The organism is Novosphingobium sp. FG137, from assembly GCF_057809735.1.
On sequence record NZ_JBMDKN010000005.1, the window covers coordinates 261,431 to 285,770 of the forward strand.

25 protein-coding genes are annotated in these 24,340 nt (G+C 66.1%); 7 read left to right on the forward strand and 18 right to left on the reverse strand.

What is annotated here, in order from left to right; genetic code table 11:
* Positions 1-17: 17 nt before the first annotated feature.
* Complete coding sequence (gene guaB / locus ACODS2_RS15865; RefSeq protein ID WP_298169896.1) at positions 18-1,475, reverse strand: IMP dehydrogenase; 1,458 nt, start codon at positions 1,473-1,475, stop codon at positions 18-20.
* 80 nt (positions 1,476-1,555) lie between these two features.
* Complete coding sequence (locus tag ACODS2_RS15870) at positions 1,556-3,058, reverse strand: M28 family metallopeptidase (protein WP_488999702.1); 1,503 nt, start codon at positions 3,056-3,058, stop codon at positions 1,556-1,558.
* A 270-nt stretch (positions 3,059-3,328) separates the two neighbouring features.
* Here ACODS2_RS15870 and ypfJ point away from each other — a divergent pair, with 270 nt between their 5' ends.
* Together ypfJ and ACODS2_RS15880 are read left to right on the forward strand one after the other, a co-directional pair.
* The gene (ypfJ, locus tag ACODS2_RS15875; protein ID WP_488999703.1) at positions 3,329-4,210 is read left to right on the forward strand and encodes a KPN_02809 family neutral zinc metallopeptidase; all 882 of its coding nucleotides are present in this window, start codon (positions 3,329-3,331) and stop codon (positions 4,208-4,210) included.
* 37 nt (positions 4,211-4,247) lie between these two features.
* Positions 4,248-4,856 carry a hypothetical protein gene (locus tag ACODS2_RS15880; RefSeq protein WP_488999704.1) on the forward strand — a complete coding sequence of 203 codons (609 nt, stop codon included), beginning with the start codon at positions 4,248-4,250 and terminating at the stop codon, positions 4,854-4,856.
* A 3-nt stretch (positions 4,857-4,859) separates the two neighbouring features.
* On the opposite strand, the gene ACODS2_RS15885 is transcribed toward ACODS2_RS15880, so the two are convergent.
* From ACODS2_RS15885 to sdhC, 5 genes are all read right to left on the reverse strand, one after another.
* Entirely contained in the window at positions 4,860-5,258 is a 399-nt protein-coding gene (locus ACODS2_RS15885; RefSeq protein WP_488999705.1) for a hypothetical protein, read from the reverse strand.
* A gap of 121 nt (positions 5,259-5,379) precedes the next feature.
* Complete coding sequence (locus tag ACODS2_RS15890; protein ID WP_488999706.1) at positions 5,380-5,790, reverse strand: cupin domain-containing protein; 411 nt, start codon at positions 5,788-5,790, stop codon at positions 5,380-5,382.
* Positions 5,791-5,792: 2 nt separating this feature from the next.
* Positions 5,793-7,619, reverse strand: coding sequence for a succinate dehydrogenase flavoprotein subunit (sdhA, locus tag ACODS2_RS15895; RefSeq protein ID WP_488999707.1), 1,827 nt, complete (start codon positions 7,617-7,619; stop codon positions 5,793-5,795).
* A 3-nt stretch (positions 7,620-7,622) separates the two neighbouring features.
* The gene (sdhD, locus tag ACODS2_RS15900) at positions 7,623-8,006 is read right to left on the reverse strand and encodes a succinate dehydrogenase, hydrophobic membrane anchor protein (protein ID WP_488999708.1); all 384 of its coding nucleotides are present in this window, start codon (positions 8,004-8,006) and stop codon (positions 7,623-7,625) included.
* A gap of 46 nt (positions 8,007-8,052) precedes the next feature.
* A complete protein-coding gene (sdhC, locus tag ACODS2_RS15905; RefSeq protein ID WP_488999709.1) occupies positions 8,053-8,478 on the reverse strand; it encodes a succinate dehydrogenase, cytochrome b556 subunit in 426 nt (141 codons plus the stop codon).
* A gap of 157 nt (positions 8,479-8,635) precedes the next feature.
* Between sdhC and ACODS2_RS15910 the strand changes: the two genes are divergently transcribed.
* The 3 genes from ACODS2_RS15910 to ACODS2_RS15920 are packed head-to-tail and all read left to right on the forward strand — an operon-like array spanning position 8,636 to position 11,137.
* Entirely contained in the window at positions 8,636-9,349 is a 714-nt protein-coding gene (locus ACODS2_RS15910; protein WP_488999710.1) for an SDR family NAD(P)-dependent oxidoreductase, read from the forward strand.
* 10 nt (positions 9,350-9,359) lie between these two features.
* On the forward strand, positions 9,360-10,241 hold the full coding sequence (gene bla / locus ACODS2_RS15915; RefSeq protein WP_488999711.1) for a subclass B3 metallo-beta-lactamase: 882 nt from the start codon (positions 9,360-9,362) through the stop codon (positions 10,239-10,241).
* Complete coding sequence (locus ACODS2_RS15920) at positions 10,238-11,137, forward strand: 50S ribosomal protein L11 methyltransferase (RefSeq protein ID WP_488999712.1); 900 nt, start codon at positions 10,238-10,240, stop codon at positions 11,135-11,137. Before bla ends, ACODS2_RS15920 begins: the two co-directional genes overlap by 4 nt.
* Here ACODS2_RS15920 and ACODS2_RS15925 read toward each other — a convergent pair.
* From ACODS2_RS15925 to recN, 5 genes are read right to left on the reverse strand one after another with little or no spacing between them, the layout of a single operon-like run.
* Entirely contained in the window at positions 11,115-11,609 is a 495-nt protein-coding gene (locus ACODS2_RS15925) for a CinA family protein (protein ID WP_488999713.1), read from the reverse strand. The two genes, ACODS2_RS15920 and ACODS2_RS15925, sit on opposite strands and share 23 nt — an antisense overlap.
* Positions 11,606-11,926, reverse strand: a complete 321-nt coding sequence (locus ACODS2_RS15930) for a hypothetical protein (RefSeq protein ID WP_488999714.1) — start codon at positions 11,924-11,926, stop codon at positions 11,606-11,608. The genes ACODS2_RS15925 and ACODS2_RS15930 overlap by 4 nt, the downstream gene beginning before the upstream one ends.
* A 4-nt stretch (positions 11,927-11,930) precedes the next feature.
* Positions 11,931-13,985: an NAD-dependent DNA ligase LigA gene (gene ligA, locus ACODS2_RS15935; RefSeq protein ID WP_488999715.1), complete on the reverse strand. Its 2,055-nt coding sequence runs from the start codon at positions 13,983-13,985 to the stop codon at positions 11,931-11,933.
* Positions 13,982-14,668: a GNAT family N-acetyltransferase gene (locus ACODS2_RS15940; RefSeq protein WP_488999716.1), complete on the reverse strand. Its 687-nt coding sequence runs from the start codon at positions 14,666-14,668 to the stop codon at positions 13,982-13,984. Before ACODS2_RS15940 ends, ligA begins: the two co-directional genes overlap by 4 nt.
* Positions 14,669-14,679: 11 nt before the next feature.
* Positions 14,680-16,368, reverse strand: coding sequence for a DNA repair protein RecN (gene recN, locus ACODS2_RS15945; RefSeq protein WP_488999717.1), 1,689 nt, complete (start codon positions 16,366-16,368; stop codon positions 14,680-14,682).
* A gap of 193 nt (positions 16,369-16,561) precedes the next feature.
* Here recN and ACODS2_RS15950 point away from each other — a divergent pair, with 193 nt between their 5' ends.
* Entirely contained in the window at positions 16,562-17,470 is a 909-nt protein-coding gene (locus tag ACODS2_RS15950; protein ID WP_488999718.1) for a UDP-2,3-diacylglucosamine diphosphatase, read from the forward strand.
* Positions 17,467-18,531 (forward strand): glycosyltransferase family 4 protein, encoded by a 1,065-nt coding sequence (locus ACODS2_RS15955; RefSeq protein ID WP_488999719.1) that lies wholly within the window; start codon positions 17,467-17,469, stop codon positions 18,529-18,531. The genes ACODS2_RS15950 and ACODS2_RS15955 overlap by 4 nt, the downstream gene beginning before the upstream one ends.
* Positions 18,532-18,546: 15 nt before the next feature.
* On the opposite strand, the gene ACODS2_RS15960 is transcribed toward ACODS2_RS15955, so the two are convergent.
* The 6 genes from ACODS2_RS15960 to ahpF form a co-directional block, all read right to left on the reverse strand.
* Positions 18,547-19,365, reverse strand: a complete 819-nt coding sequence (locus ACODS2_RS15960) for an outer membrane protein assembly factor BamD (protein WP_488999720.1) — start codon at positions 19,363-19,365, stop codon at positions 18,547-18,549.
* Positions 19,366-19,429: 64 nt separating this feature from the next.
* Positions 19,430-19,870, reverse strand: a complete 441-nt coding sequence (locus ACODS2_RS15965) for an RrF2 family transcriptional regulator (RefSeq protein ID WP_298166968.1) — start codon at positions 19,868-19,870, stop codon at positions 19,430-19,432.
* A 64-nt stretch (positions 19,871-19,934) separates the two neighbouring features.
* Positions 19,935-21,233 carry a sugar MFS transporter gene (locus tag ACODS2_RS15970; RefSeq protein WP_488999721.1) on the reverse strand — a complete coding sequence of 433 codons (1,299 nt, stop codon included), beginning with the start codon at positions 21,231-21,233 and terminating at the stop codon, positions 19,935-19,937.
* A gap of 215 nt (positions 21,234-21,448) precedes the next feature.
* Positions 21,449-21,853 carry a c-type cytochrome gene (locus ACODS2_RS15975; protein ID WP_298166972.1) on the reverse strand — a complete coding sequence of 135 codons (405 nt, stop codon included), beginning with the start codon at positions 21,851-21,853 and terminating at the stop codon, positions 21,449-21,451.
* An 85-nt stretch (positions 21,854-21,938) separates the two neighbouring features.
* Complete coding sequence (locus ACODS2_RS15980) at positions 21,939-22,421, reverse strand: MarR family winged helix-turn-helix transcriptional regulator (RefSeq protein ID WP_298166974.1); 483 nt, start codon at positions 22,419-22,421, stop codon at positions 21,939-21,941.
* 169 nt (positions 22,422-22,590) lie between these two features.
* Positions 22,591-24,147, reverse strand: a complete 1,557-nt coding sequence (gene ahpF / locus ACODS2_RS15985; RefSeq protein ID WP_488999722.1) for an alkyl hydroperoxide reductase subunit F — start codon at positions 24,145-24,147, stop codon at positions 22,591-22,593.
* Positions 24,148-24,340 lie beyond the last annotated feature (193 nt).

Consider the following 24,340-nt stretch of genomic DNA (forward strand, 5'->3'; position numbering starts at 1 on the left):
GAGCCTTCAGCAGCAGGTCAGCGCGAGGGATAGTTCGGCGCCTCACGCGTGATCGCCACATCGTGGACATGGCTTTCGCGCAGGCCCGCATTTGTGATGCGCACAAACTGCGCATTGGTGCGCAGATCCTCCAGCGTCGGGCTGCCGGTGTAGCCCATCGCCGCCTTGATGCCGCCGACGAGCTGGTGGACAACATCCTTGGCAGGGCCCTTGTAGGGCACCTGGCCTTCGATGCCTTCGGGCACCAGCTTCATCGAATCCTTGATGTCCTGCTGGAAATACCGATCCGCCGAACCGCGCGCCATCGCGCCGACCGAGCCCATGCCGCGGTACGACTTGTAGGCGCGGCCCTGATAGAGGAACGTCTCTCCGGGCGCTTCCTCGGTACCCGCCAGCATCGAGCCGACCATGATCGTGCTGGCGCCCGCCGCTAGGGCCTTGGCCGCATCACCCGAAGTGCGCAGACCACCATCGGCAATCACCGGCACGCCCGATTTGGCCGCTTCGGCAGCGCATTCGAGCACGGCGGTGAGTTGCGGCACGCCGACACCGGCGACGATACGTGTGGTGCAGATCGAGCCCGGCCCGATGCCGATCTTCACGCCGTCCGCACCCGCATCGATCAGCGCACGCGTCGCTTCAGCGGTGGCAACGTTGCCGGCAATCACCTGAACGGTGTTCGACATGGCCTTCACCGCCTCGACCGCGCGGGCAACGTCGCGATTATGGCCGTGCGCGGTATCGATGATGATCACATCGCATTCGGCCTCGACCAGCGCGCGGGTGCGCTCGAGGCCCTTTTCGCCGACCGTGGTGGCAGCCGCCACGCGCAGGCGGCCGCTCGCATCCTTGGTCGCGTCGGGATAAGTGACCGCCTTCTCGATGTCCTTGACGGTGATCAGCCCAATGCAGCGGAAGGCATCGTCGACCACCAGCAGCTTCTCGATCCGGCGCTGATGCAGCAGACGGCGCGCTTCATCTCCCGAGGTGCCGAGCTTGACCGTGGCAAGGTTCTCGCGCGTCATCAGTTCGTGCACCGGCTGCAGGGGATTGTCGGCAAAGCGCACATCGCGGTTGGTGAGAATGCCGACGAGCTTGCCGCTCGCTTCCACCACCGGAATACCGCTGATCTTGTTGGCGCGCATGATCGCCTGTGCATCACCCAGCGTGGCATCGGGGGTTACGGTGATGGGGTTGACCACCATACCGCTTTCGAAGCGCTTGACCGCACGGACGGCAGCGGCCTGCTGTTCGACCGTAAGGTTGCGGTGAAGCACCCCGATGCCGCCGAGCTGCGCCATGACGATCGCCATGTCGGCTTCCGTCACCGTGTCCATCGCGGCGGAAATCACCGGGATGTTGAGCGTGATCGAGCTGGTCAGGCGCGTGCGGGTATCGGCCTGCGTCGGCACCAGGTCCGATGCGCCGGGGCGCAGGAGGACGTCGTCGAAGGTAAGGCCGAGAGGGATATCCATGGGGTGCGCCACTTGCCGTTAGGGGAGAATCGTGGCGGCCCATGTAATCAAGCAGGGCGGGTTAGGCTAGCCCCGGGGGCCTACTTTGCACTTGGGGCCGGTCCGGTGCCTGGCCCGACACCCGGCCACGCCTTTGCATCGGCGAAAAAGCGCACCAGCTCGGTCTGGATCAGCACATCGTCGACCATCCCGCCATAGATGACGCGCGAGGCATCATCGGCGGGGCGATGATAGATATTGTCCATGAAGGCCTCGAGCCGCACCGGGTCCGAATAGCTGGTGCTGACCATGACCGAGGGGACATCATGCTGCATCAGCGCCCAGCTGTCCTGCCGCCGCGCAAACGCATTGGCCGCGTCTCCTGACGCAAGCTTGCGCTTCATTGTCTTGAGCACTTTGGCGATGCCCGGATCAAGGGGGCTCATGCCCTGCCCCACCACGCTGACCGGCAGCCCGGCCGGAACCAGCCCGGTGCTGTCGACGTTGAACGCCGCGACGACGTTGCCGAGTGGCAGCGGCGGATTCTCGGCAAAGGCCTGCGCGCCGAGCAGGCCAAGCTCTTCGCCGGTCGTTGCGACAAGGTAGACGTCGCGGTCCAGCGGCTTGCCGGCAGAAAGCTGGCGCGCGACTTCGGTGATGACCGCAAGGCCAGAGGCATTGTCCACCGCACCAGGACAGATCAGCTTTTCGGCCGGCGGCGCCGCGCATTTGCCGAAGTGGTCCCAGTGCGCCATCAACACGATCGCGCCTGAGCCCGGGCGGCGGCCTTCCAGCTTGCCGATCAGGTTGTGCGTCTTGATCCGCGTTTCGCGGCTGGTGGCCTCGAACGATCCGATGATGCCAAGCGGCCTGGCGCTGAAGCCCGGCGCGGCACCGGCGGCATGGAGCGCGGCAAGATCGGGCGCTCCGGATGCGGCGAGGACCTGGCTCGCGGTGTCGGCCGAAAGAAACACTTCGATATCGCCGCCAAGGCGTTCGCCGGCCAGCGCATAACCGGCCCGGCGGCGGAGGGCCATCACGTCTTCAAGCGTGCGTTCGCCATCGAGCACGGTGAGCACCGCCGCCGCGCCGCTCTCCAGCAGCTTGCCCGCGCGGTCCACCGGACGTGCCGCCGCGCCGCCGGGGCCGGGCTTTGCAGGTTCGGGCGGCGGGGCTTCGCTATCAAGAATCACCGCCACGCGCCCCGCCAGTTCGGTCCGGGCGCCGTCCCCGCCGGTGGTCTTGCCGACATAGACGAGCGGGGCGTTCTCGATCAGGCTGCGCAGGCCCGAGGTCACGACGAAGTAGCCGCTCTCGGCAACCGCAACCCGCCGCTTGCCACGCATGAACTGCGCGCGCGAACCCTGCGGCACGCGCTCGACCAGCTCGACCGGGGCGAACCAGGCATTGCCGGGATCGTTCGTGCCCGATTCCAGCCCGATATCGAACCACTGGCGGGCAAGGTAGCGCAGGGTCAGCGTCTCACCGGGCGTACCCGGCTCGCGGCCGCCAAATTCGTCACTGGACAGAGTGGTGACATGCTGGCGCAGCTGCGCCTCGATCTGCTGGAGCTGGCGCTTGGTGGGTGCCGCAGCGCTGGCCATGAGGGGCAGGATCGATAGCGCCGCGAGGCAAATCCCCGCCAAACGCCTGCGCTGCCGGAGCCGTACATCGGTGGGGGTAGAGGGGATCATGGCAAGCGGTTCACCCACAACGACTCATCGCTATCCCCGAACGGCCTAACGTAGTCACCTTGCTGGCAAAAGCGGCGGACCTGCGCAAGTTCCCTCTGCCGCGAAGGCAATCTGGCGCTACCCTCTTGCAGGCCGGGCCAGGTTGTGGGCAATCCTTTGCAGGGAACAGGAGACCAGACAATGCGGCTCGATGATTTCGACAATTCGATCGAGGTCGAGGACCAGCGCGGCGGTGGCGGCGGATTTGGCGGACCGGGTGGCAAGATCGGCTGCGGCAGCCTGATCATCGCGCTGGTGGGCGCGTTGGTGTTCGGGATCAATCCGCTGCAGACGCTGGGCACCTTGCAGAGCATGCAAGGGTCTGCGCCCCCGCAGGCCCTGCCCGGCAAGCCCGGAAGCCTTGCCGAAAGCTGCACGGTCAACGCCTTCAGCCGCGAGAGTTGCAATGCGCTCGCCTCGCTCAACAAGACGTGGAGCCCGCTGTTCGCCAAGGCAGGGATCGATTTCAAGGCGCCCAAGCTGGTGTTCTATTCGCGCGAAGGGCAATCGGGCTGCGGCGAAGCGCAGAGTGCGATGGGGCCGTTCTATTGCCCGGCGGACCAGGGCATCTACATCGACACCGATTTCTACACCGAGATGGACAAGCAGCTTGGCGCGGGCGGCGATTTCGCGCGGGCCTATGTCATGGCGCACGAGTATGGCCACCACGTGCAGAACCTTGTCGGCACCTCGGAGCAGGTGACCGAGGCGCAGCGGCGCAATCCGCCGATGGCAAACCGCTTGTCCGTAAAACTCGAACTGCAAGCAGATTGCTATGCAGGCGTCTGGGCCGCGCGCAACGAGGACAAGATCGAGCCCGGCGATATCGAGGAAGGCCTGCGCGCTGCGCACCAGATCGGCGACGATACATTGATGGCCTCGGCCGGGCGCTCCCCGGTGGAATCGGCCTTTACCCACGGCAGCAGCGCCCAGCGCATGGCGTGGCTGCGCAAGGGGCTGGAAACCGGCAACGAGGATGCCTGCGATACGTTCAGCACAGGGTCAGCGCAGGGAACACAATAAGGCCTCAGCCATTGTGATGGCGAAGCGGGGACCAATCATGAAATTCAGCCATCTAGCCATCGCCCTCCTGTTCGGAACGGCGGCCAACACGGCCTCCGCGCAAACGGTGGTCGCACCGTCGAACGTCACCGCCGGCGATGTCGCGGCGTCGCCGCTCGAAAACCTCAACCTCAGGAAGGAAGAGATTCCGCCCATCCTGATCGCGGCGCGCGAGGACACCTACGGCGTTTCCGGCATGCGCACCTGCCGCGCGATCGCAGCCGAAGTCGGGCGGCTCGACGCCGTGCTCGGACCCGATATCGATGTCGTCACCGACAAGACGCGCGGCGAAAAGCGTGGCAATGCCGTAGGTCAGGTGGCGAAATCGGTGATAAGCAGCTTCATCCCGTTCGGCGGGGTCTTGCGCGAGGTGACGGGTGCCGCCTCGCGCGAGCGGTTGTGGCAGGTGGCGCTCTATGCTGGGGCAAGCCGCCGGGCCTTCCTGAAGGGCTATGGCCAGGCACGCGGCTGCCGTTATCCGGCGCGCGCGGCAACCGCAGCGCAGCTTGCAGCGCTCCAGGCGGCAGAGGCGACGGGAACCGCCGCGCCTGCGCCCGAGCCAAAGGCCAAGCCCGCCAAGCGCACGAAAGCCCGCCGCCGCCGCTGAAGATCAGTCGCGCGCGCTGGAAAGAGCGTTAGCAACGTCGCGTTCGGCCTTGTCGAGCGCGGCGAGCGCCTGCGCGCGGGCGCCTGCGGGCATGTCCTTCTCGCGCATGACTTCCCTGCGCGCTTCGGCGATCTCTTTCCTCGCCTCGGCCATGCTGGCGCGTGCTTCGGCCATGCCTTCGGCGACTTCGCGGTCGATTTCGGCGCGATCCACATAAGGCGCTTCGGGCGGAGTCGGTGCTTCGGGAGGAGCCGGCGGCGCAGGGGGTGCAGGTGGTGACGGGGGGGCGGGCGGTGACGGCGGGCTCATGCCGCTGTTCGTAGACGATTGCGCCGCGGCCACGCCGCCGAGCGCGAGCAGCGCAGTGCCTGCTGCGATCAGGGTCCATTTGCGAAGATGCATCGGGCAGATCCTCTCGGGGTTTGTTGTCTGATGCCCCCGGTATGCCCAGCCCTGCCGCCCGCGTCTGCCGCGCTTCGTCAAACGGCAGACAGGAACCGGACGAACAGCGGGCGATCTCCCGTCAGGGCTTGGGCTCGACGATCAGATAAACCCCGGTGGTCTTCCCGATATTGAGGCCCTCGTGCCAGTCGATCCCGTCACTCCACCAGCTGTCGCCGGCCTTGAGCTCGCGCACCACGGTGCCGCTCGCCGTTGTGATACGCATGGTCGAGCCCTGGAGGATATAGCCCCAATGCGGCGCATGATGGTGCCGTTCATGCCCCCAGCCCGGCGGGAACGTGCAGCGTAGGGTGCGCAGGCGCTCGTTTTCCTTGAGCACGACGCAGACATGCTGGCCCTTCCAGCCCGCCTCAAGCGGATCGGGCAAGGCACCCGGTTGCGGCGGAGAAACGGCAATGGCCGGACCTGCCACAAGGGCAAGCCCGGCCATCAGAAGCCATGTCCCACGCCCCATCGCAAACAGGGCGGGCATGATCAGTATACGCGCTTCTTCGGCTTGATGTACGCAACATCGTCGGTCAGCGTGTATTCGTGGACCGGGCGGTAATCGAGTTTCACCGTGCCGCCCTTGCCGCCCCAGCCATCGAACCAGCTGGCGGTGTGCTTCATCCACTCGGCATCGTTGCGCTCGGGGTAATCCTCGTGCGCATGCGCGCCGCGGCTTTCCTTGCGGTTCGAGGCCGAATGCATCGTCACGGCCGCCTGCGAGATCAGGTTGTCGAGCTCGAGCGTTTCGATGAGGTCCGAGTTCCAGATCAGCGAGCGGTCCGAAACCTTGATGTCTTGCATCCGCTCGTAGGTCGCAGCGAGCTTAACCTTGCCTTCGTCCATCAGCTCATCGGTGCGGAACACCGCCGCATGAGCCGACATCGTGCGCTGCATCTCGATCCGCACTTGCGCAGTGGGCGAGCCGCCATTGGCGTGGCGGAAGGTATCGAGCCGGGTGAGCGCAAGGTCGGCGCTGTCCTTGGGCAAGGCCTTGTGCGACGAACCCGGCTTGATGATCTCCTTGAGCCGCAGACCCGTGGCGCGGCCGAAGACGACGAGATCGATCAGCGAGTTGGAGCCAAGACGGTTCGCGCCGTGGACCGAAACGCAGGCCGCCTCGCCCACTGCGAAGAGGCCGGGGATTACCGTTTCCGGATTGCCGTCTGCGCCGATGGTCACCACTTCGCCATGGTAGTTACAGGGGATGCCGCCCATGTTGTAGTGCACAGTCGGCACGACCGGCAGCGGCTGGCGCGTCAGGTCGACGCCCGCAAAGATCTTGCCACTTTCGGTGATGCCCGGAAGCCGCTCGGCCAGCACGCCCGCATCGATATGATCGAGGTGCAGGTAGATGTGGTCCTTGTGAGGGCCAACGCCCCGCCCTTCGCGGATTTCGAGCGCCATCGAGCGCGACACGACGTCGCGGCTGGCGAGGTCCTTCGCGGAAGGCGCATAGCGCTCCATGAAGCGCTCGCCTTCGGAGTTGGTGAGATACCCGCCCTCGCCGCGCGCGCCTTCGGTGATGAGCACGCCCGCGCCGTAGATGCCGGTGGGGTGGAACTGGACGAATTCCATGTCCTGCAGCGGGAGCCCCGCGCGCAGCACCATGCCGCCGCCGTCGCCGGTGCAGGTGTGCGCAGACGTCGCGGTGAAATAGCTGCGGCCATAGCCGCCCGTGGCAAGCACGACCGCATGGCTGCGGAAGCGGTGGATCGACCCATCATCCATGCACATGGCGATCACGCCGCGGCATTCGGGCACGCCGTTCGCGCCCGCTTCCATGATCAGATCAATGGCGAAGTATTCGATGAAGAAGTCCGCGTCGTACTTCAGGCTCTGCTGGTAGAGCGCGTGGAGCATGGCATGGCCGGTGCGGTCCGCCGCAGCGCAAGTGCGCTGCACCGGCGGGCCTTCACCCATGTTCTGCATGTGGCCGCCGAACGGGCGCTGGTAGATCGTGCCTTCCGCATTGCGGCTGAACGGCACGCCCGCGTGTTCGAGTTCGTAGACCGCAGCAGGGGCTTCGCGCACCATGTATTCGATGGCGTCCTGATCGCCGAGCCAGTCGGAACCCTTGACGGTATCGTACATGTGCCAGGTCCAGTGGTCCGGGCTGTTGTTGCCGAGGCTGGCGGCGATGCCGCCCTGTGCCGCAACAGTGTGCGAACGCGTGGGGAAGACCTTGGTGATGCAGGCGGTGCGCAGGCCGGCCTGAGCCGAACCCATCGTGGCGCGCAGGCCCGAACCGCCGGCGCCGACGACGACGGTGTCATAGGTATGGTCGATGATCTTGTAGGCAGAATTGGAAGCCATGGCTCAAGCGCCCCCGAGAGCGATGCGCACGACCGAGACGATACCGAAGGCAGCGCCCGCGAACGGCACGATGTTGACGAGAAGCCAGGCCGCGATCTTGCCGCCCTCTTCGTGGATGTAGTCTTCGAGCATGACCTGCACACCAAGACGCGCGTGGTGGAACGTGTTGATCATGATCAGGATCAGCGCGGTCGCCGGCAGGGGCTTGGCCGCCCAGGCATGGACCGTGGCGTAATCGTGGCTGGGCATGAGCGCGAGGCTGATAATCAGGAACGGGATCAGCACGAGATTGCCGACAGCCGTCAGCCGCGACGACAGGAAGTGGTGCGTGCCGTGGTGGCTGGAGCCGAGACCGCGCACGCGGCCGATGGAAGTACCGTTACCCATGAAATATCCTTGAGAAGGGTATGGATCGCAGGATCAGAAGAAAGGATCAGTGCAGCAGCACGACAGCCCAGAATACGCTGGTTGCCGCCACCGAGAACAGGATCGTGAGCGAGGACCAGCGCGCATTCGCTTCGAGTTCATAACCCGCGCCGATATCGAGCACGAAGTGGCGGATACCCGTCGCCATGTGCTGGAAAAAGGCCCAGGTCAGGCCGACCAGAACGACCTTGCCGAGAATGGCCGTAACGGTCTGCAGGCCGCCGGTTGGTGCGAGCCACACCCAGTCGAGAAACGTCTGATAACTCGCCGGGCCGCCTGCCAACGCACCGATCCACCAGAGCAACAGTGCGAGGCCCACGAAGGCAAGACCGTTGCCCGTGATGCGGTGCAGGATCGAGACCAACATGGCCGGACCCCAGCGCCAGATTTCGAGATGCGGCGAAAGTGGCCTTTTGCCGGGCGCCTGCGCCATAGAACCCCCTAAAATGATTAGCCAAACCTGCCATGCCCTTCGAGCACAGCGCGATGCCGATTCGTATTAGCCCAAATGCCAGTGCGTGCAACTATCGCGGTAGGGCAATCGCGCTGCCCCTGTTGCAGCGGCCCCATTCACTGGTAGAGCGCTCCGCATGGAAACACCTGCAATTCTCGTGACCGGCTCGACGCGGGGCATCGGCGCCGCACTGGCCGAAGCACTTGCCGCCCGCGGCGGCGCTGTCATCCGCCATGGTCGCAGCAGCGCCCCCGGCGTCGTCGGTGCCGATCTCGGCGCGCCGGCAGCAGCGGAAATGCTGTGGGAACAAGCGCTCGACATGGCTGGCGGCGCGATCGACGTGCTGGTCAACAATGCCGGGCTTTTCGCGGCCAACCCCATCGATGCATCCGATATCGCCTGGCTCGATGGCTGGGAAGAGACGCTGCGGATCAACCTGACGTCCGCCGCGCAGCTTTCCCGCCTCGCAGTGCGCCACTGGCAGGCGCGCGGTGTGGCGGGGCGCATCGTCCATATCGCCAGCCGCGCCGCCTATCGCGGAGATTCGCCCGCACACTGGCATTATGCGGCGGCCAAGGGCGGGATGATCGCCATGCACAAGACCATCGCGCGGGGCTATGCCGCGCAAGGGATCCTGAGCTTTGCGGTCACCCCCGGCTTCACCAATACGGATATGGCGGGTGATTATCTCGCCAGCAGGGGCGGCGCCGGCCTCCTCGCCGATATTCCGCTGGGCCGCGTCGCCACGCCGGAGGAAATCGCCGCCATCGGCGTGTTCTGCGCGCTCGATGCGCCGCCGAGCATGACCGGCGCGGTGATCGATGCCAATGGAGCCAGCTTTGTTCGCTAGGGCGCTCGCCATGGCAGTGCTGGCGCTGGCCCCCGGCCTTGCGCTCGCCAAACCCGCCCAGGCAGGGCCGGACCGCGCCGCGACGAAGGCTCTCATGCAGCAGTGCGAAGGCAAGGACGACTTTTCCGCCCCCGCCCCGCCCGCCCGGCTTTACGGCAACACGTATTACGTCGGCACCTGCACCGTCAGCGCGCTGCTGATCACCTCGCCGCAAGGCCATGTCCTCGTCGATGCGGTGACCGAGCAGGCCGCACCCGCGATCCTCGCCAATATCCGCGCACTGGGCTTCAAGCCCGAGGATGTGCGCTGGATCGTGACCAGCCATGAACACTTCGACCATGTCGGCGGGCTTGCGGCGCTGAAGCAGGCGACCGGCGCAAAGGTCGCGCTCAGCGCAGCGGCGGCGGCCGTGCTGGCCGCAGGCAAAGTCGATCCGGCGGATTCGCAGGCCGGCTGGCTCAAGGAACACGATTTCGCGCCCGTGAAGGCGGATCGGATTGTCGCACCGGGCGCGGTGGTAGCGGTTGGCCCGCTGCGCCTGACCATGACGGCAACGCCCGGCCACACGGCCGGCTCCAGCAGCTGGACCTGGCAAAGTTGCGCCGGGAAACAGTGCCGCACGGTTAGCTATATCGACAGCATTTCCGCGCTGGCCGCCCCGCCCTATCGCTTCAGCGACCACCCGGAAGCTGTCGCCCGTTTTCGCCGCACGTTTGCAGCCATAGCGGCGCGGCGCTGCGGCATTCTCGTCACGCCTCACCCCTCGGTCAGCCATTTGTTCGAGCGGATGCTGGGCGATGAACCGCTTGCTTCTCCCGATGCTTGCCGCAGTTATGCGGCGATGGGCCGCAAGGGGCTCGATGCCCAGCTCGCCAAGGAAACAACCAAGTGAGCTGGAAAATCACCGTCCGCGCCGCAGCCGAAATCGTGCGCGCAGCCCTCGTCGCGCATGAGGATGCCGAGGATTGGGACTACGCCATCGTGCTGGGCGGCGGGCAGATCGCTCCCGACGAGCCGGATGCCTGGCAACTTGAAGCCTGGCTCGAACGCAAGCCGACCTTGGCGGACAAGGCCGCCATCGGCGCGCTGTTTGCCGATGAAACACCGGAACTGATCATCGAGGAACTGGCCGACGCCGACTGGGTCACGCTCAGCCAGCAGAATGTGGAGCCGATCCACGAGGGGCCATTCCACGTCCGCACCCCGGACCATCCGCCGGTTCCGGACCTGCGGGACTTCGTCATTCCGGCCAGTCAGGCGTTCGGCACCGGCCACCACGAGACGACTTCGGGTTGCCTTGCCATGCTCGCGCATATCAAGACGCAGGGCCTGATGGTCCGCAACCTTGCCGATATCGGCACGGGCACCGGCCTGCTGGCCTTTGCCGCGCTGCATCTGTGGCCGCGCGCGCGGGCGACGGCGAGCGATATCGATGCGGTGTGCGGGCCGGTCGTGGCGGAGAATGCCGCGCTCAACGGGATCGCGCTAGGCGATGGCCCCGGAAAGCTTGCGATGGTGATCGCGCCGGGCATGGAGCATCCCCTTCTGCGCGCCGCTGCGCCCTACGATCTGCTGATCGCCAATATCCTCGCCGGGCCGCTTGCCGAACTGGCACCCGATTTCCGCAAGGTCGTTGCGCCCGGTGGCAGCGTGCTGCTGGCGGGGCTGCTGACCGCGCAGGAGACGACGGTGCGCGCCGCCTATACCCGCGCGGGCTTTTCGCTGCGTGCGCGCATGCAACGCGGCAACTGGTCGATCCTGTGGCTCAGGCGGCGGACAGCGCGCTGAGCAGCAGCGCCAGGGCATTGCTGGTGAATGCAATCATGTTGGCGAGCCGGTCGTCGTGCCCGGTCTCGACAATCATCGCCGCCTCGTAGTCCGGCCCCACTACCGCAGCGGCACTGGTGCCCGAAGCCACGCCCAGCGGATGGACGCCGGGCCCTGCCGCACCGGTTTCCGCCACACCCCAATCGCTGTCATAGCGCGCCCGGATCAGCCGCGCCTGCGCCAGTGCATAGGCCTCGGTGGCCGAAGTCAGCCCGCGCAGGGAGCCCGGCTCGTGCCCCAGCACGAGGCGCCGGGCCTTCAGCGTGTAGATCACCCCGCCGCCGCGATAATAGGCCGAAGCACCCGGCATCGCGAGCAGCGCAGCGGAAATGAGCCCGCCGGTCGCGCCATCGACCACGGCAATGGACTGGCCGCGCGCCTTGAGCAGCTTGCCCACTTCGGTGCCGATAGGTGTGAGGTCTTCGAAGGTCATGGCAGATTGTCCCAATCCCGCGTGGTGGCAAGCAGCCAGCGCACGCGGCGCGACATGGCATACCGGCGCTTGATGCGCTTCTCGTCGGCTTCGATCTGGCGGCAGCGCAGCTTGCGCGCCGCATCAGCAATCTGGGCAGCGCGCTCGGCATCATAGCCTTCCTCACCGCCCCAGTGATTGCACCCGGTTCGGCGTTCGAGAAAATCGCGCACCGCAAACGGCACGGCCTTGATCTCGCGTTGCACCCGCTGTTCGACCGGATTTGCAGCCGGTGTCGATGAAGCCATCGCGGCTGCCATGAGAAATAGCATTGCCATGGCCCTACCCCGCTGCCTTGACGATCTCGGCCCAGGCCGCCTCGTCGATCACTTCGATGCCGAGCGCCGCAGCCTGCTTGAGCTTCGAGCCCGCGCCTGGCCCTGCCACGACCAGATCGGTCTTGGCCGAAACCGATCCCGCCGCCCGAGCGCCAAGCGCCTCGGCCTGCGCCTTGGCCTCGTCTCGGCTCATCGTCTCGAGCTTGCCGGTGAACACCACGGTCTTGCCCGCAACCGCGCTGGCCTTGGTCTCGACGATATAGTCCGGCGGCGAGACTTCGCTGAGCAGGTCGTCCCACACGGCCACATTGTGCGGCTCGTGGAAGAAATCGCCCAGCGCCTCGACCACGACAGGGCCGACACCTTCGATCCCCAGCAGCTCCGCGACTGCTTCGGCATCCTCTGCCTTCGCCCGCACCGCCACATCGCGCAGCGCTGGGAGCGTGGTGAAGCGCTTCATCAGATCGCGTGCCGTCACCGCGCCGACATGGCGGATGCCGAGCCCGAACAGCAGCCGAGCTGCATCGGGCGCACGCTTCACCTCGATGGCAGCGAGCAGGTTGTCCACAGACTTGTCCTTCCACCCCTCGCGCCCGACGATATCAGAGCGGCGCTGACGAAGGCGGAAGATATCGGCGGGGCTTTCCAGCCAGCCAAGCCCGAAGAACTCGATGATCGTCTTCTCGCCCAACCCCTCGATATCGAGCGCGCCCCGGCTCACGAAGTGCCGCAGTCGCTCCACCCGCTGCGCCGGGCAGATCAGCCCGCCGGTGCAGCGCACGTCGACTTCGCCCTCCTCGGCCACGGCTTCGGACTGGCATTCCGGGCAGTGATCAGGGAAGTGATAGGCCTCGCGCGGTTCCTCGCGCGTCAGGTTATCGACGACTTGCGGGATCACGTCACCCGCGCGCTGAAGGACAATGCGGTCGCCGACGCGAAGGCCCAGCCGCCCGATCTCGTCACGGTTGTGGAGCGTCACATTGGTGACGGTGACGCCGCCCACCAGCACCGGGCGCAGGCGACCGACAGGCGTCAGCTTGCCCGTGCGGCCCACCTGGATATCGATTGCCTCGATCACCGTCTCGGCGCGCTCCGCCGGGAACTTGCGGGCAAGGCCCCAGCGCGGAGCCTTGGCCACAAAGCCGAGCCGCTCCTGCCAATCCAGCCGGTCCACCTTGTAGACCACCCCGTCGATATCATAGGGCAGCCCCGGCCGCTGCGTGCCGATGGCGCCGAAGTGTTCGACCATCGCCGCGACCGAACCACAGCGCACCAGCAGCGGCGAAACGGGGACGCCCCAGGCCGCGATCTGCTGCATGACCGCGAACTGCGTCTCACCCGGAACCGCGCTCGCCGCACCCCAGCCATGGGCGAGAAAGCGCAAGGGCCGGTTCGCGGTGACACTGGCGTCCTTCTGGCGAAGCGACCCCGCAGCGGCATTGCGCGGATTGGCGAAGAGCTTTTCGCCCTTCTCCTCTTGCGCTGCGTTCAGCGCCGCAAAATCGGCCTTGGCCATATAGACCTCGCCGCGGATCTCGAACACGGCGGGTGCATCGCCCGCAAGCACCTGCGGAATATCGCGGATATGCACCACGTTGGCCGTCACATCCTCGCCCACCTGCCCGTCGCCGCGCGTGGCGGCGCGAACCAACCTGCCGTCTTCATAGCGCAGCGAGCAGGAGAGGCCGTCGATCTTGTCCTCTGCGGTCATCACAACGTCTGCATCGGGCAAAAGCGCGAGGAATCGCCGGACGCGCGCCACGAATTCTTCGACTTCCTCGTCCGAGAAGGCGTTATCGAGGCTCATCATGCGAACTTCGTGGGTCACCTTGCCGAGCGGCGAGGCGACCACTTCATGCCCTACCTTGCGGCTGGGGCTGTCTTCGCGGATCAGGTGCGGGAATGCCGCTTCAAGCTCGGCATTGCGGCGCACGAGCGCATCGTATTCGGCGTCGCTGATCTCGGGCGCGTCCTGCGCATGATAGAGCCGGTCATGATGTGCGATCTGGCGCGCAAGGCGCATCAGTTCGTTGGCGGCATCAGCTTCGGACATGGTCATGGCTCGGCCCTCCCCAGCACTGTCACCACCAGCGAAATCCGTGCGCGAAAGCCGAGCGATTCGTAAAGCCGGATCGCGTGGGTATTGTAGGCATAGCTGTGCAGGAACGGCGTATCTCCGCGCTCGGCAAAGCCTGCCAGCACGCGGCGGATCATTCGGCCGGCGAGGCCCCTGCCCTGCCGGTCCGGCGCGGTGCAGACGCCGCTCAGTTCGGCCAGGCCCGGCGCGGGACGCATGCGTTCGCCTGCCATCGCGATAAGGCGGCTATCCTCGCGCAGACCGTAGTAGGGGCCATAGCGGTGGGTGTGCGAGCGCCATGGGCCGGGCTGCGTTTCCAGCGCCAGCGCAGTCATCTCGGGCGCATCCGCTTCGCCGAGCAGCCGCAGTTCAGGATCAACGGCGAAGGTCTCAAGCGGCCCATCGGCGATCATCTGCAGCAGCGGCGCGGTGCGCAGCACGCGGGTTCCGGGCGGGGCGACTTGCTCCGCGCTTTCCAGCAGCCAGATTTCGTCATCATTGCTGGTCAGGAGCCCTGCGAGCTCCGCGTCGTGCCCCGGCGCGGCGGCAGCGAAGGGGCCATAGGTCGGGTCGATCCGGCAGACCGTGCCGCGCGCCACGGCAAGCGCGGCCTGCGGGCCATTGAGCAGCGACCAGATCGGGCGGTCAAGCGGATGCGCGTCCATGGGGAGGCGGCTCAGGCCTGTTCGAGCAAGCGTTCGGCCTGCGCGCGCGCTTCGGGCGTGATCTCCGCGCCGGAGAGCATGCGGGCGATCTCCTCCTGCCGCCCACCCGCATCGAGCTGGACGACGGAAGTGCGCGTGACAGTGCCTTCGGAAGACTTGGCGATCAGGTAATGCGCCGTGCCGCGCGCGGCCACTTGCGGGCTGTGCGTGACCGCGAGCAGCTGCCCGCCCGCCGCAAGCCGCGCAAGGCGCTCGCCGATCGCGCTGGCAACCGCGCCGCCGACGCCGCGGTCGATCTCGTCGAAAATCACTGTCGCCGCGCCGCCTTCTTCGGCCAGCGCGACCTTGAGCGCTAGGATGAAGCGCGAAAGCTCGCCGCCAGAGGCGATCTTGGCGAGCGGCGCGAAGTCTGCGCCGGGGTTGGTCGAGATCAGGAACTCGGCCGCATCGACGCCTTGCGCGCCCCAGCGGTCCTCCGGCAGCCGCACGACCGCCGTGCGGAAACGCGCCGCATCAAGCTTGAGCGGGGCCAGTTCGGCCGCCACCGCCGCATCGAGCCGCCGCGCCGCCTCGGCCCGCGCGACCGACAGGCTTTCCGCCTTGGCACGGTAATCGAGGCCTGCGTCCTGCGCGGCGCGGGCGAGACCGGCTATCGATGCCTCACCACCCTCGATCTGATCAAGCGCGGCGCGCATTTCGGCCATGCGGGCGGGAAGCTCATCGACGCTGCAACCATGCTTGCGGCCTGCGGCGCGCAGATCGAACAGCCGCGTTTCGATCCGGTCGAGCAGCAGCGGATCGTGCGAGAGGGCTTCGGCAGCTTTCTCCAGCTTGTCCTCCGCCTCGCTCGCCTCGATCACCGCGCGGTCGAGCGCTTCCATCGCCTCGGTCAGCAAGGGGTGTTCGTGCGCGATCCGGTCAAGCCGGCGCGAGGCGCTGCGCAGGGTCGCGAGCGCCGAATCGGAACCGGTCCACAGGTGCTGCAGCTCGGCAAGATCGCCCGAAAGCCGCTCGCCCTTCTGCATCGACGCACGCTGCTCCGCGAGTTCGGCTTCCTCGCCAACTTCGGGCGCAAGCTGCGCGAGCTCCGCGAGATGGGCGACCAGCAGGTCCTGCTCGGCCGAAGCCGCAGCAAGGCGGGCCTGCGCTGCGGCCAGCGCATTCTCCGCCGCGCGCCACTTTTCCCACGCCGCGCCGACTTCGTTGACGTCGGCGCGCGCATAGCGATCCAGCAGCGCACGGTGCCCCCGCGCGTTGACGAGGCCGCGATCATCGTGCTGGCCGTGGAGCTCGACCAGACTGCGCGCGAGCTCTCGCAGTAGCGCGACGCTGACCGCCTGATCGTTGACAAAGGCGCGGCTGCCGACCGCCCCTGTACCGCTCGCCCCGCCTTCTGCGCGGAGACGGCGGCGGATGATCAGCGGTTCGCCCGGCTCAATCGCGATCTCGGCTTCGGCCAGCGCCGAGCCCAGCGCATCGGGCAACCGTGCGAACTCGAACGTCGCGGTCACGCTCGCCTCATCCGTCCCGGCGCGGATCAGCCCGCCATCGGCACGATCACCGAGCACGAGCCCCAGCGAATCCAGCAGGATCGACTTGCCCGCACCCGTCTCACCGGTGAGCACGCCGAGCCCGCGCCCGAACGCAAGGTCGAGCGCTTCGATCAGGACAACATTGCGAATGGACAGACCCGTAAGCATCGCCGCCGATCCTTACCCAGTCCGCCGCCCCGCGTCACCCTGCTCGCGAGGAGAACGCACCATGTTGGCAAAGCTGTGGATAAACCCGGGCATTGGGGCGTTGTAAGACAGTGGCATGACAGGGTGCAACGTGGACGACACGCGATCGTGACAGGGATTCGGCTCAGTTAGCAAACTGATAGGGAACTCACCGATGACGCGCCGCGCACAGGCCTGGGGATTTTCCCCCGCTGCCACCGAACTTGTCAGGTCCATACCCGCCTGGCTCGATCTGCCAGAGCCGCGTGGATTCCGCCCCAAGCGCAAGGTGCGCACGGTGTGGGTTTCCGACATTCACCTCGGCACGCGCGGCTGCAATGCCGAAATGCTGCTCGATTTCCTCGCCTCGATCGAATGCGAGACGCTCTATCTGGTGGGCGACATCGTCGATGGCTGGCGCCTCTCGCGCGGGTGGTACTGGCCGGATGCGCACAACGAAGTGGTGCGCCGCGTGCTCAAGATGGCGCATCGCGGCACCCGTGTGGTGCTGATCGCGGGCAATCACGACGAGATGCTGCGGCCTTACGCGGGCATGAGCTTCGGCGGGGTGGAAATCGCGTTGGAGGCGGTCCACGTGACGGCGGACGGGCGCCGCCTGCTGGTGACGCATGGCGACAAGTTCGATGGCGTGGTGCTCTATGCCCGCTGGCTCGCCTTCCTCGGGGATCAGGCCTATTCCGTGCTTCTGCGCGCCAACCGCTGGTTCAACGCGGTGCGCCGCCAGTTCAAGCTGCCCTACTGGTCGCTTTCCGCCTACCTCAAGAAGCGGGTGAAGAACGCGGTGCAGTTCGTCTGCGCGTTCGAGGAAGCCGTGGCCCACGCCGCGCGTGACATGGAAGTCGATGGCGTCATCTGCGGGCACATCCATTGCGCCGAGATCCGCCAGATCGGCGACGTGACCTACTATAATGACGGCGACTGGGTCGAAAGCTGCACCGCGCTGGTCGAGGATCACGCCGGGGTGATCACGATCGTCGATTGGGCGGCGATCTGCTTTGAAGAAGCCTTCGCCAAGAGCACCCAGGACACGGCCGAACCCGCGCGCATCAAGGAAGACGCATGAAAATCGCACTGTGCACTGATGCCTGGCACCCGCAAGTCAACGGAGTTGTCCGCACGCTGGCCACCACCATCGAGCGGGTGACGGCGCGCGGACACGAGGTCATGCTGGTCACGCCGAACCAGTTTTTCACCTTCGGCCTGCCCGGCTACCGCGAGATTCGGCTTGCCATGCTGCCCCGCTTTCGCACCCGGCGAATGCTGCGTGATTTCGATCCCGATATCGTCCATATCGCCACCGAAGGTCCCATCGGCTGGGCCGCGCGCGGCTGGTGCAAGGCGAACGGGGTGCCTTTCACCAGCGCCTTCCACACGCGCTTTCCCGATTATGCCGCCGTCCGCACGGGGCTCAGCGCTGACCGGTTCTGGCCGATCATGCGGCGTTTCCATGCGGCGAGCCACGCCGTGCTGGTGTCGACGCCGACGCTTGCGGCCGAACTTGCCGGCCATGGCCTTTCGCAGGCGACGCCGTGGTCGCGCGGGATCGATGCGAACCTCTTTCACCCCGGCCATGCCCCGCTGGAGGTACTGGCCGATCTGCCGCGCCCCATCATGCTCAACGTCGGCCGGGTTGCGGTGGAAAAGAACCTCGGTGCGTTCCTCGATGCCGATGTGCCAGGCACCAAGGTGGTGGTCGGCCATGGCCCCGATCTTGCGCAATTGCGGGCGCGATATCCGCAGGTGCGCTTCCTCGGCGCGCTTTCGGGCACGCCGCTGGCACAGGCTTATTGTTCGGCCGATGTCTTCGTTTTCCCGAGCCGGACCGATACCTTCGGCCTCGTGATGATCGAGGCCATGGCCTGCGGTCTGCCGGTGGCTGCCTATCCGGTGCCGGGCCCGATCGACGTGGTCGGCGTGAACGGCCTCGGACCGGACGGCAATCTCGCGCAATCAGTCGGCGCGCTGGAGGAGGATCTCACCAAAGCCATCACAGCCGCGCTGGCCTGCAGCCGCGAAGCGGCAGCAGCGCATGGCGGCAGCTATAGCTGGGACCACGCAACCGACCAGTTCCTCGGCGCCCTCGGCAGTGCCGTGCGGACCCGCACAATCAGCAGAGCGGCGTGATCCGCTGCTCTGCGATCAACTGGCAGTGGTGCCCGGCGCCTTCTCGTTCATGAGCTTGTAGGCGCGCTCGTACCATTCGTTGCCCGGATAGTTGCTGCCGAGCACAGCCGCCGCCTTCTGCGCCTGCTCGGGAATGCCCAGCACGAGGTAGCTTTCGACGAGGCGGTAGAGCGCCTCAGGCGTGTGGCTCGTCTGCTGGTACTTCTCGACCACGGTGCGGAAGCGCAAGGTGCCCGCGAGCCACTTGCCGCTGCGCTGATAGAAGCGGCCGATCTCCATTTCCTTGCCGGCAAGGTGATCGTTGACGAGATCGAGCTTGAGCCGCGCATCGATGGCGTAAGTCGTGTTGGGATAGCGGCGCGAGACTTCGGTCAGCGCGGTCAGCGCCTGCTGGGTGATCTTCTGGTCGCGCGTAACATCGCTGATCTGCTCGTAATAGCACAGGGCGACGAGGTAGTAGGCGTAAGGCGCGTCCTTGTTGCCGGGATGGATCGAAAGGAAGCGCTGCGCAGACTGCACCGACTTCGGATAGTCGCGCGCGGCATAGTAGCTGAAGGCGCTCATCAACTGGGCGCGGCGGGCCCAGGGCGAATAGGGATGCTGGCGCTCCACTTCGTCGAACAGCGCCGCGGCCTGCTTGGCATCGCCGCGATCGAGCCGGTCCTTCGCCGCAGCATAGAGCGTATCGACGTCGCGCGCGACGTAGGCGACGTCCTTCTTCGCCTTGGTGCCCGCACAGCCGGCGGTGAGCCCGAGCAAGGCGGTGGCGGCGGCGAGTGCGAGGAGGCGCAGCGGGCTGCGACCATGGGCGACGGCTGAGACTGGGGCGATCATGGCGGGTGCTATAGCCAGCAGGCGACTGAACGCCAAGTGAAGTTCGCCGCTTTTGCCGCTTCCCTTACGCGGCCTGTTCCTCGAACGGCGGCTCCAGCGTTATCGGATCGGCGAGCGTGATCCGGTCGAGCATCGCGGCCATCTCGTCACGCAGCTGCAGCATCAGGCCGCGCAGGCGGCAATCGGCTTCGGGCAGGCAGTTGTTGCAGGATTCGTGCGCGTTGCGGCTGGCACAAGGCGTGAGCGCCAGGCTGCCGCGCGTGAGCCGGATAATATCGCCATAGCGGACATCAACCGGCGGCAACGCGAGTTCGTAGCCCCCTTCCCGGCCGCGATGCGAGATCACGATGCCCTCGCGCGCCATCTCTGACAGGATGACGGTGAGGAACTTGCGCGGGATGTTCTGCGCCTCGGCAATCGCGTCAAGCCGCACCGGCCCCTGCCCGAACGTATCGGACAAGTGCTGGAGGGCGCGGATCGTGTAACGCGTCTTCTGCGATAGCATGGCCCCAATGTGAGCCGAGGCGAGCGAAAGTCAACTCCGGGAGTAGAAATACCCCCATCCGCCTTTATCTTTCGATAGGCGGAACAGGACGGACAGCGAAGATGCCGAAAGCGACAATCACGCCATAGCAGAGCGCTGGAAGCACGAGCGCCGTGGTGAGGCTGCCGGTTGCATCGGCCAGCGCGCCGGTGGCGAGGGGGACAACCGCGCCGCCGAAGATCGCGACGTTGATGATGCCCGAGCCATCCGCCGCGCGCTTGCCCAGGCCTTCGCAGGCCAGCGTGAAGATCGTCGGGAACATGATCGAGTTCGTGAGACCGATGGCAAGCAGGCTGTAGGCCGCGACGAGGCCCGAGGTGTGGGTCGAAACCGCAAGCAAGGCGATCGCTCCCGCAGCGCAGCCGGCCAGCGTCTTTGCCGGGCTGACCACGCGCAGCAGCGCCGAGCCGATGAAGCGGCCGACCATCGCGCCGAACCAGTACTTCCAGATCTCGCCGCCCGCCGCTTCATGATCGATGCCCATGACGGTGGGGAGTGCAAGGTAGTTGACGATGAGCGAGCCGATCGAAACCTCGGCGCCGACATAGAGGAAGATGCACAAGGCGCCGAAGCCGAAGCGCGGGCGTGACAGCAGCGCAAGGCTGGCGGCGAGCGAGCTTTCCTCGTGGCGTTCGCCCTTCAGGCGGTTGCGGTTGGCCCAGACGACTGCAGCGACCAGCGCGAGGCTGATGGCGAGGCCGATGTAGGTATTGACCACAAGGCGGCTCTCGGTGACGCGGTAGGCATCGAGCGCAGGGCCGACCAGCTGATCGACCTTCACGTCCTTGATCTTGCCGAGGATCACGCTGGCGCCGATCAGCGGAAAGATCACGGTGCCGAGCGAGTTGAAGGCCTGCGCGAACGTAAGCCGGCTGCTGGCGGTGCGTGCGGGGCCGAGCAGCGAGATCAGCGGGTTCGAGACGACCTGAACCAGCACCACACCGCTTGCCAGGATGAACAGCGCGAAGAGGAACAGCACGTAGAGCGCGCTTTGCGAGGCCGGGATGAACAGTAGGCAGCCCGCCATCATGGTAAGGAGGCCCACCGCCGCGCCGCGCATGTAGCCGATGCGCTTGACCAGCCAGGCCCCCGGCACGCCGATCACGGCATAGGCGGTGAAGAAGCAGAACTGCACCAGCATGGCCTGGGTGTAGTTGAGCGTGAAAAGGTCCTTGAGCTTCGGGATGATCACATCGTTGAGCGAGGTGATACCGCCGAAGAGGAAGAACAGTGCCATGACGAAGATGCGCAGTTCGGGCGCATCGATATTGCCGGCATCGGTTGCGGAAGCGGAATCAGCGGCGGCTGTCGGGGCCATGGCCATGGGGTCTAACTCTCCTTGCGGCCGATTATCCGCCGGCCCTGCCGCATCGTTTGTGCCAAGGCGCGTGGGAAAGTCCACCGGCTCTTGCGGCGCATACGTATCGCCGTCGTGGACAAAATCACAGGAAGATCGCGCGATTTCCGCAGCTTCATACGACAAGCCCCGCTCCGACATAGTCGAAACGGGGCTTAAAAGTGAACGTTATCAGCGATGTCTTACTTCGCGGCAACCTTGAGGTAGGCGATGACATCGGCGCGGTCCTGCGCGTTGCTTAGGCCCGGGAAAGCCATGCGCGTGCCGGGGACGTACTTCATCGGAGCGGTAAGGAACGCATCCAGCGTGTCCGGACCCCAGGTAACGCCCTTGCCCTTCATGCCCGCCGAGTAGCTGAAGTTGGCGAACGTGCCCGCCTTGCGACCGACAACGCCCTTGAGGCTGGGCCCCATGCGGATGGCGCCGGTGTTGAGATCGTGGCAGGCTGCACAGCGGGCGAAGACCGTCTTGCCGCGCGCCGCATCGCCCGCCGGACCCGCCGCCTGTGCTGCACTGGCCGCAGTGAGAGCGGCAAGCGTTGCTGCGCCGAGCGCGATGAAACCAAGACCCGTCTTCGAAATCGTCATGAGAAACTCCCCTGTCTGACCTTCATCCGTTTAGGACAAGCGGCCTGTATCCGAGCTTAATGTCCTGTTTGTCTGCGTGAAAGGCTCAGGTCCGGTTCGGTGCCGAAAGGTAGACCTTGATGATGAGCCGATAGAGCTCCGACCGTTCGTCCGCCGTGAGCGGGCTGAGCAGTTCGGCCTCGTCCGTAAAGATGATCTCGCGCGCAGCGGTGAGCGTTGCGGTGCCGGTTTCAGTGATCCACAGCCCACCAGCGCGGCGATCGAGCTTCGAGGGTTCGGACACAAGATGCCCGTTCATCGTCAACTGGCGCACGAACTGGTGCACGGTGGGCCGTTCGATCTTGAAGAAGCGTGAGAGATCGGACTGCTTGACCCCCGGGTTGGCGTTGACAAGCCAGAGGATCGCGACCTGCTTCGGCGTGACCTTGAACGATTCCAGCTGGCGTTCGAGCCGCGAGAGGAGCAGCGTGTTGATCGTGCCGACGTGGATGCCAAGCACTTGATCCAGCCCGTCAAGATCCAGACCGGGCGTGACGGCCTGCCGGCTGAGAGGCGCTGGGCGCGTCACTGTTTCGGTGGACCTCGTTGTCTCGATCGACAAAAGCGGGCCTTTCTGTCTCGCTGCGGCTGTCTGCGGACATTTCCTTAAGGTGCGACGCAGCCTGACGCAAATCTTTGTCGCAGTGCAGCGTGAAACGATTGCGATTGTCGGCAGAGCCCCAGCGAGCAGGCGCGCTTCAGTGCCTGATAAGGTAATCGAAGGCCGAGAGCGCGGCCTTGGAGCCTTCACCCATCGCGATCACGATCTGCTTGAAGGGCACGGTGGTGACGTCACCCGCCGCGAACACGCCAGGCAGGCTGGTCGCCAGGTGGCTGTCGATCTCGATCTCGCCCCGGTTCGTCATGGCAAGCGCGCCATGCAGCCATTCTGTGTTGGGGACGAGGCCGATCTGCACGAAAATCCCTTCGAGTTCGACCGTGTGGACTTCGTCGGTCTTGCGGTCGCGGTAGACGAGCCCGGTCACCTTCTCGCCGTCGCCGGTCACTTCGGTGGTGAGCGCCGAGGTGATCACGGCGACATTGGGCAGGCTGCGCAGCTTCTTCTGCAGCACCGCATCGGCGCGCAGTTCGCTGTCGAACTCGATCAGCGTGACATGGGCGACAATGCCAGCAAGGTCGATCGCCGCTTCGACACCCGAATTGCCGCCACCGATCACGGCGGTGCGCTTGCCCTTGTAGAGCGGGCCATCGCAGTGCGGGCAATAAGCGACGCCCTTGTTGCGATACTCGTCCTCGCCCGGCACGCCGATCTGCCGCCAGCGTGCGCCGGTGGAGAGGATGACGGTCTTCGCGCGCAGGCTCGCGCCGCTTTCCAGCTCGACTGTTGCCAGGCCATCGCCGTTGGCTGCTTTCAGGCCGACCGCCTTCTGCAGGTTCATGACGTCGACATCGTAGTCCTTCACGTGGCTCTCCAGCTGCGCGACAAGACGCGGGCCTTCGGTGTGCTGGACCGAGATGAAGTTCTCGATGCCCATGGTATCGAGCACCTGCCCGCCGAAGCGCTCGGTGACGACACCGGTGCGGATGCCCTTGCGCGCGGCGTAGATCGCCGCCGCAGCCCCGGCCGGGCCGCCGCCGACGATCAGCACATCAAACGGATCCTTGGCAGCGATCTTCTCCGCCGCGCGGGCGACGGCGCCGGTATCGAGCTTGGCGACGATCTGGGCGAGGTCCATGCGGCCCTGACCGAACAGTTCGCCGTTAAGGAATACCTGCGGCACGGCCATGATCTTGCGCCGCTCCACTTCGTCCTGGAACAGCGCGCCATCGATGGCGACATGCGTGACGGCCGGATTGAGCGCAGCCATGATGTTGAGCGCCTGCACGACATCGGGGCAGTTCTGGCAGGTCAGCGAGAAGAACGTCTCGAAGTGCAGCGGGCCTTCAAGGCCGCGCACAGTTTCCAGCAGGTCCGCTTCTTCCTTGGGCGGGTGGCCGCCAACGTGCAGCAGCGCGAGGATCAGCGAGGTGAACTCGTGCCCGAGCGGCAGGCCCGCGAAGGTGACGCGCGGTGCTTCACCCACGGCTCCGATGGCAAAGCTGGGGCGGCGGACATCTGTGCCGTCGAAGCGCGCGGTGACCTTGTCCGAAAGGACGGCGATTTCCTCGACGAGGCCGCGCATCTCGTCGCTCTTTGCACCCTCGCCAAGGCTGGCGACGAGCTCGATCGGGCGGCGCAGGTTGCCGAGATAGGTCTTGAGCTGGGCGGTGGTGGCGGTGTCGAGCAGCGACATGGGCGCAGGTTCCTTGAAATCAGCAGGGCAATCAGGGGGGCAATCAGCAGGCAGGCGGGTTCGTTCGCGCCGGAGCGAATACCGGCGCGCGGGGAAGACTTGTGCGAGCAAAACGAGGCCGGGCGGCGGCGGAGGGGGAGGGAAAGACCGCCGCCCGGCGGGTTGCGAGAGGCCGTGCGGGGGGAGTGCCGGC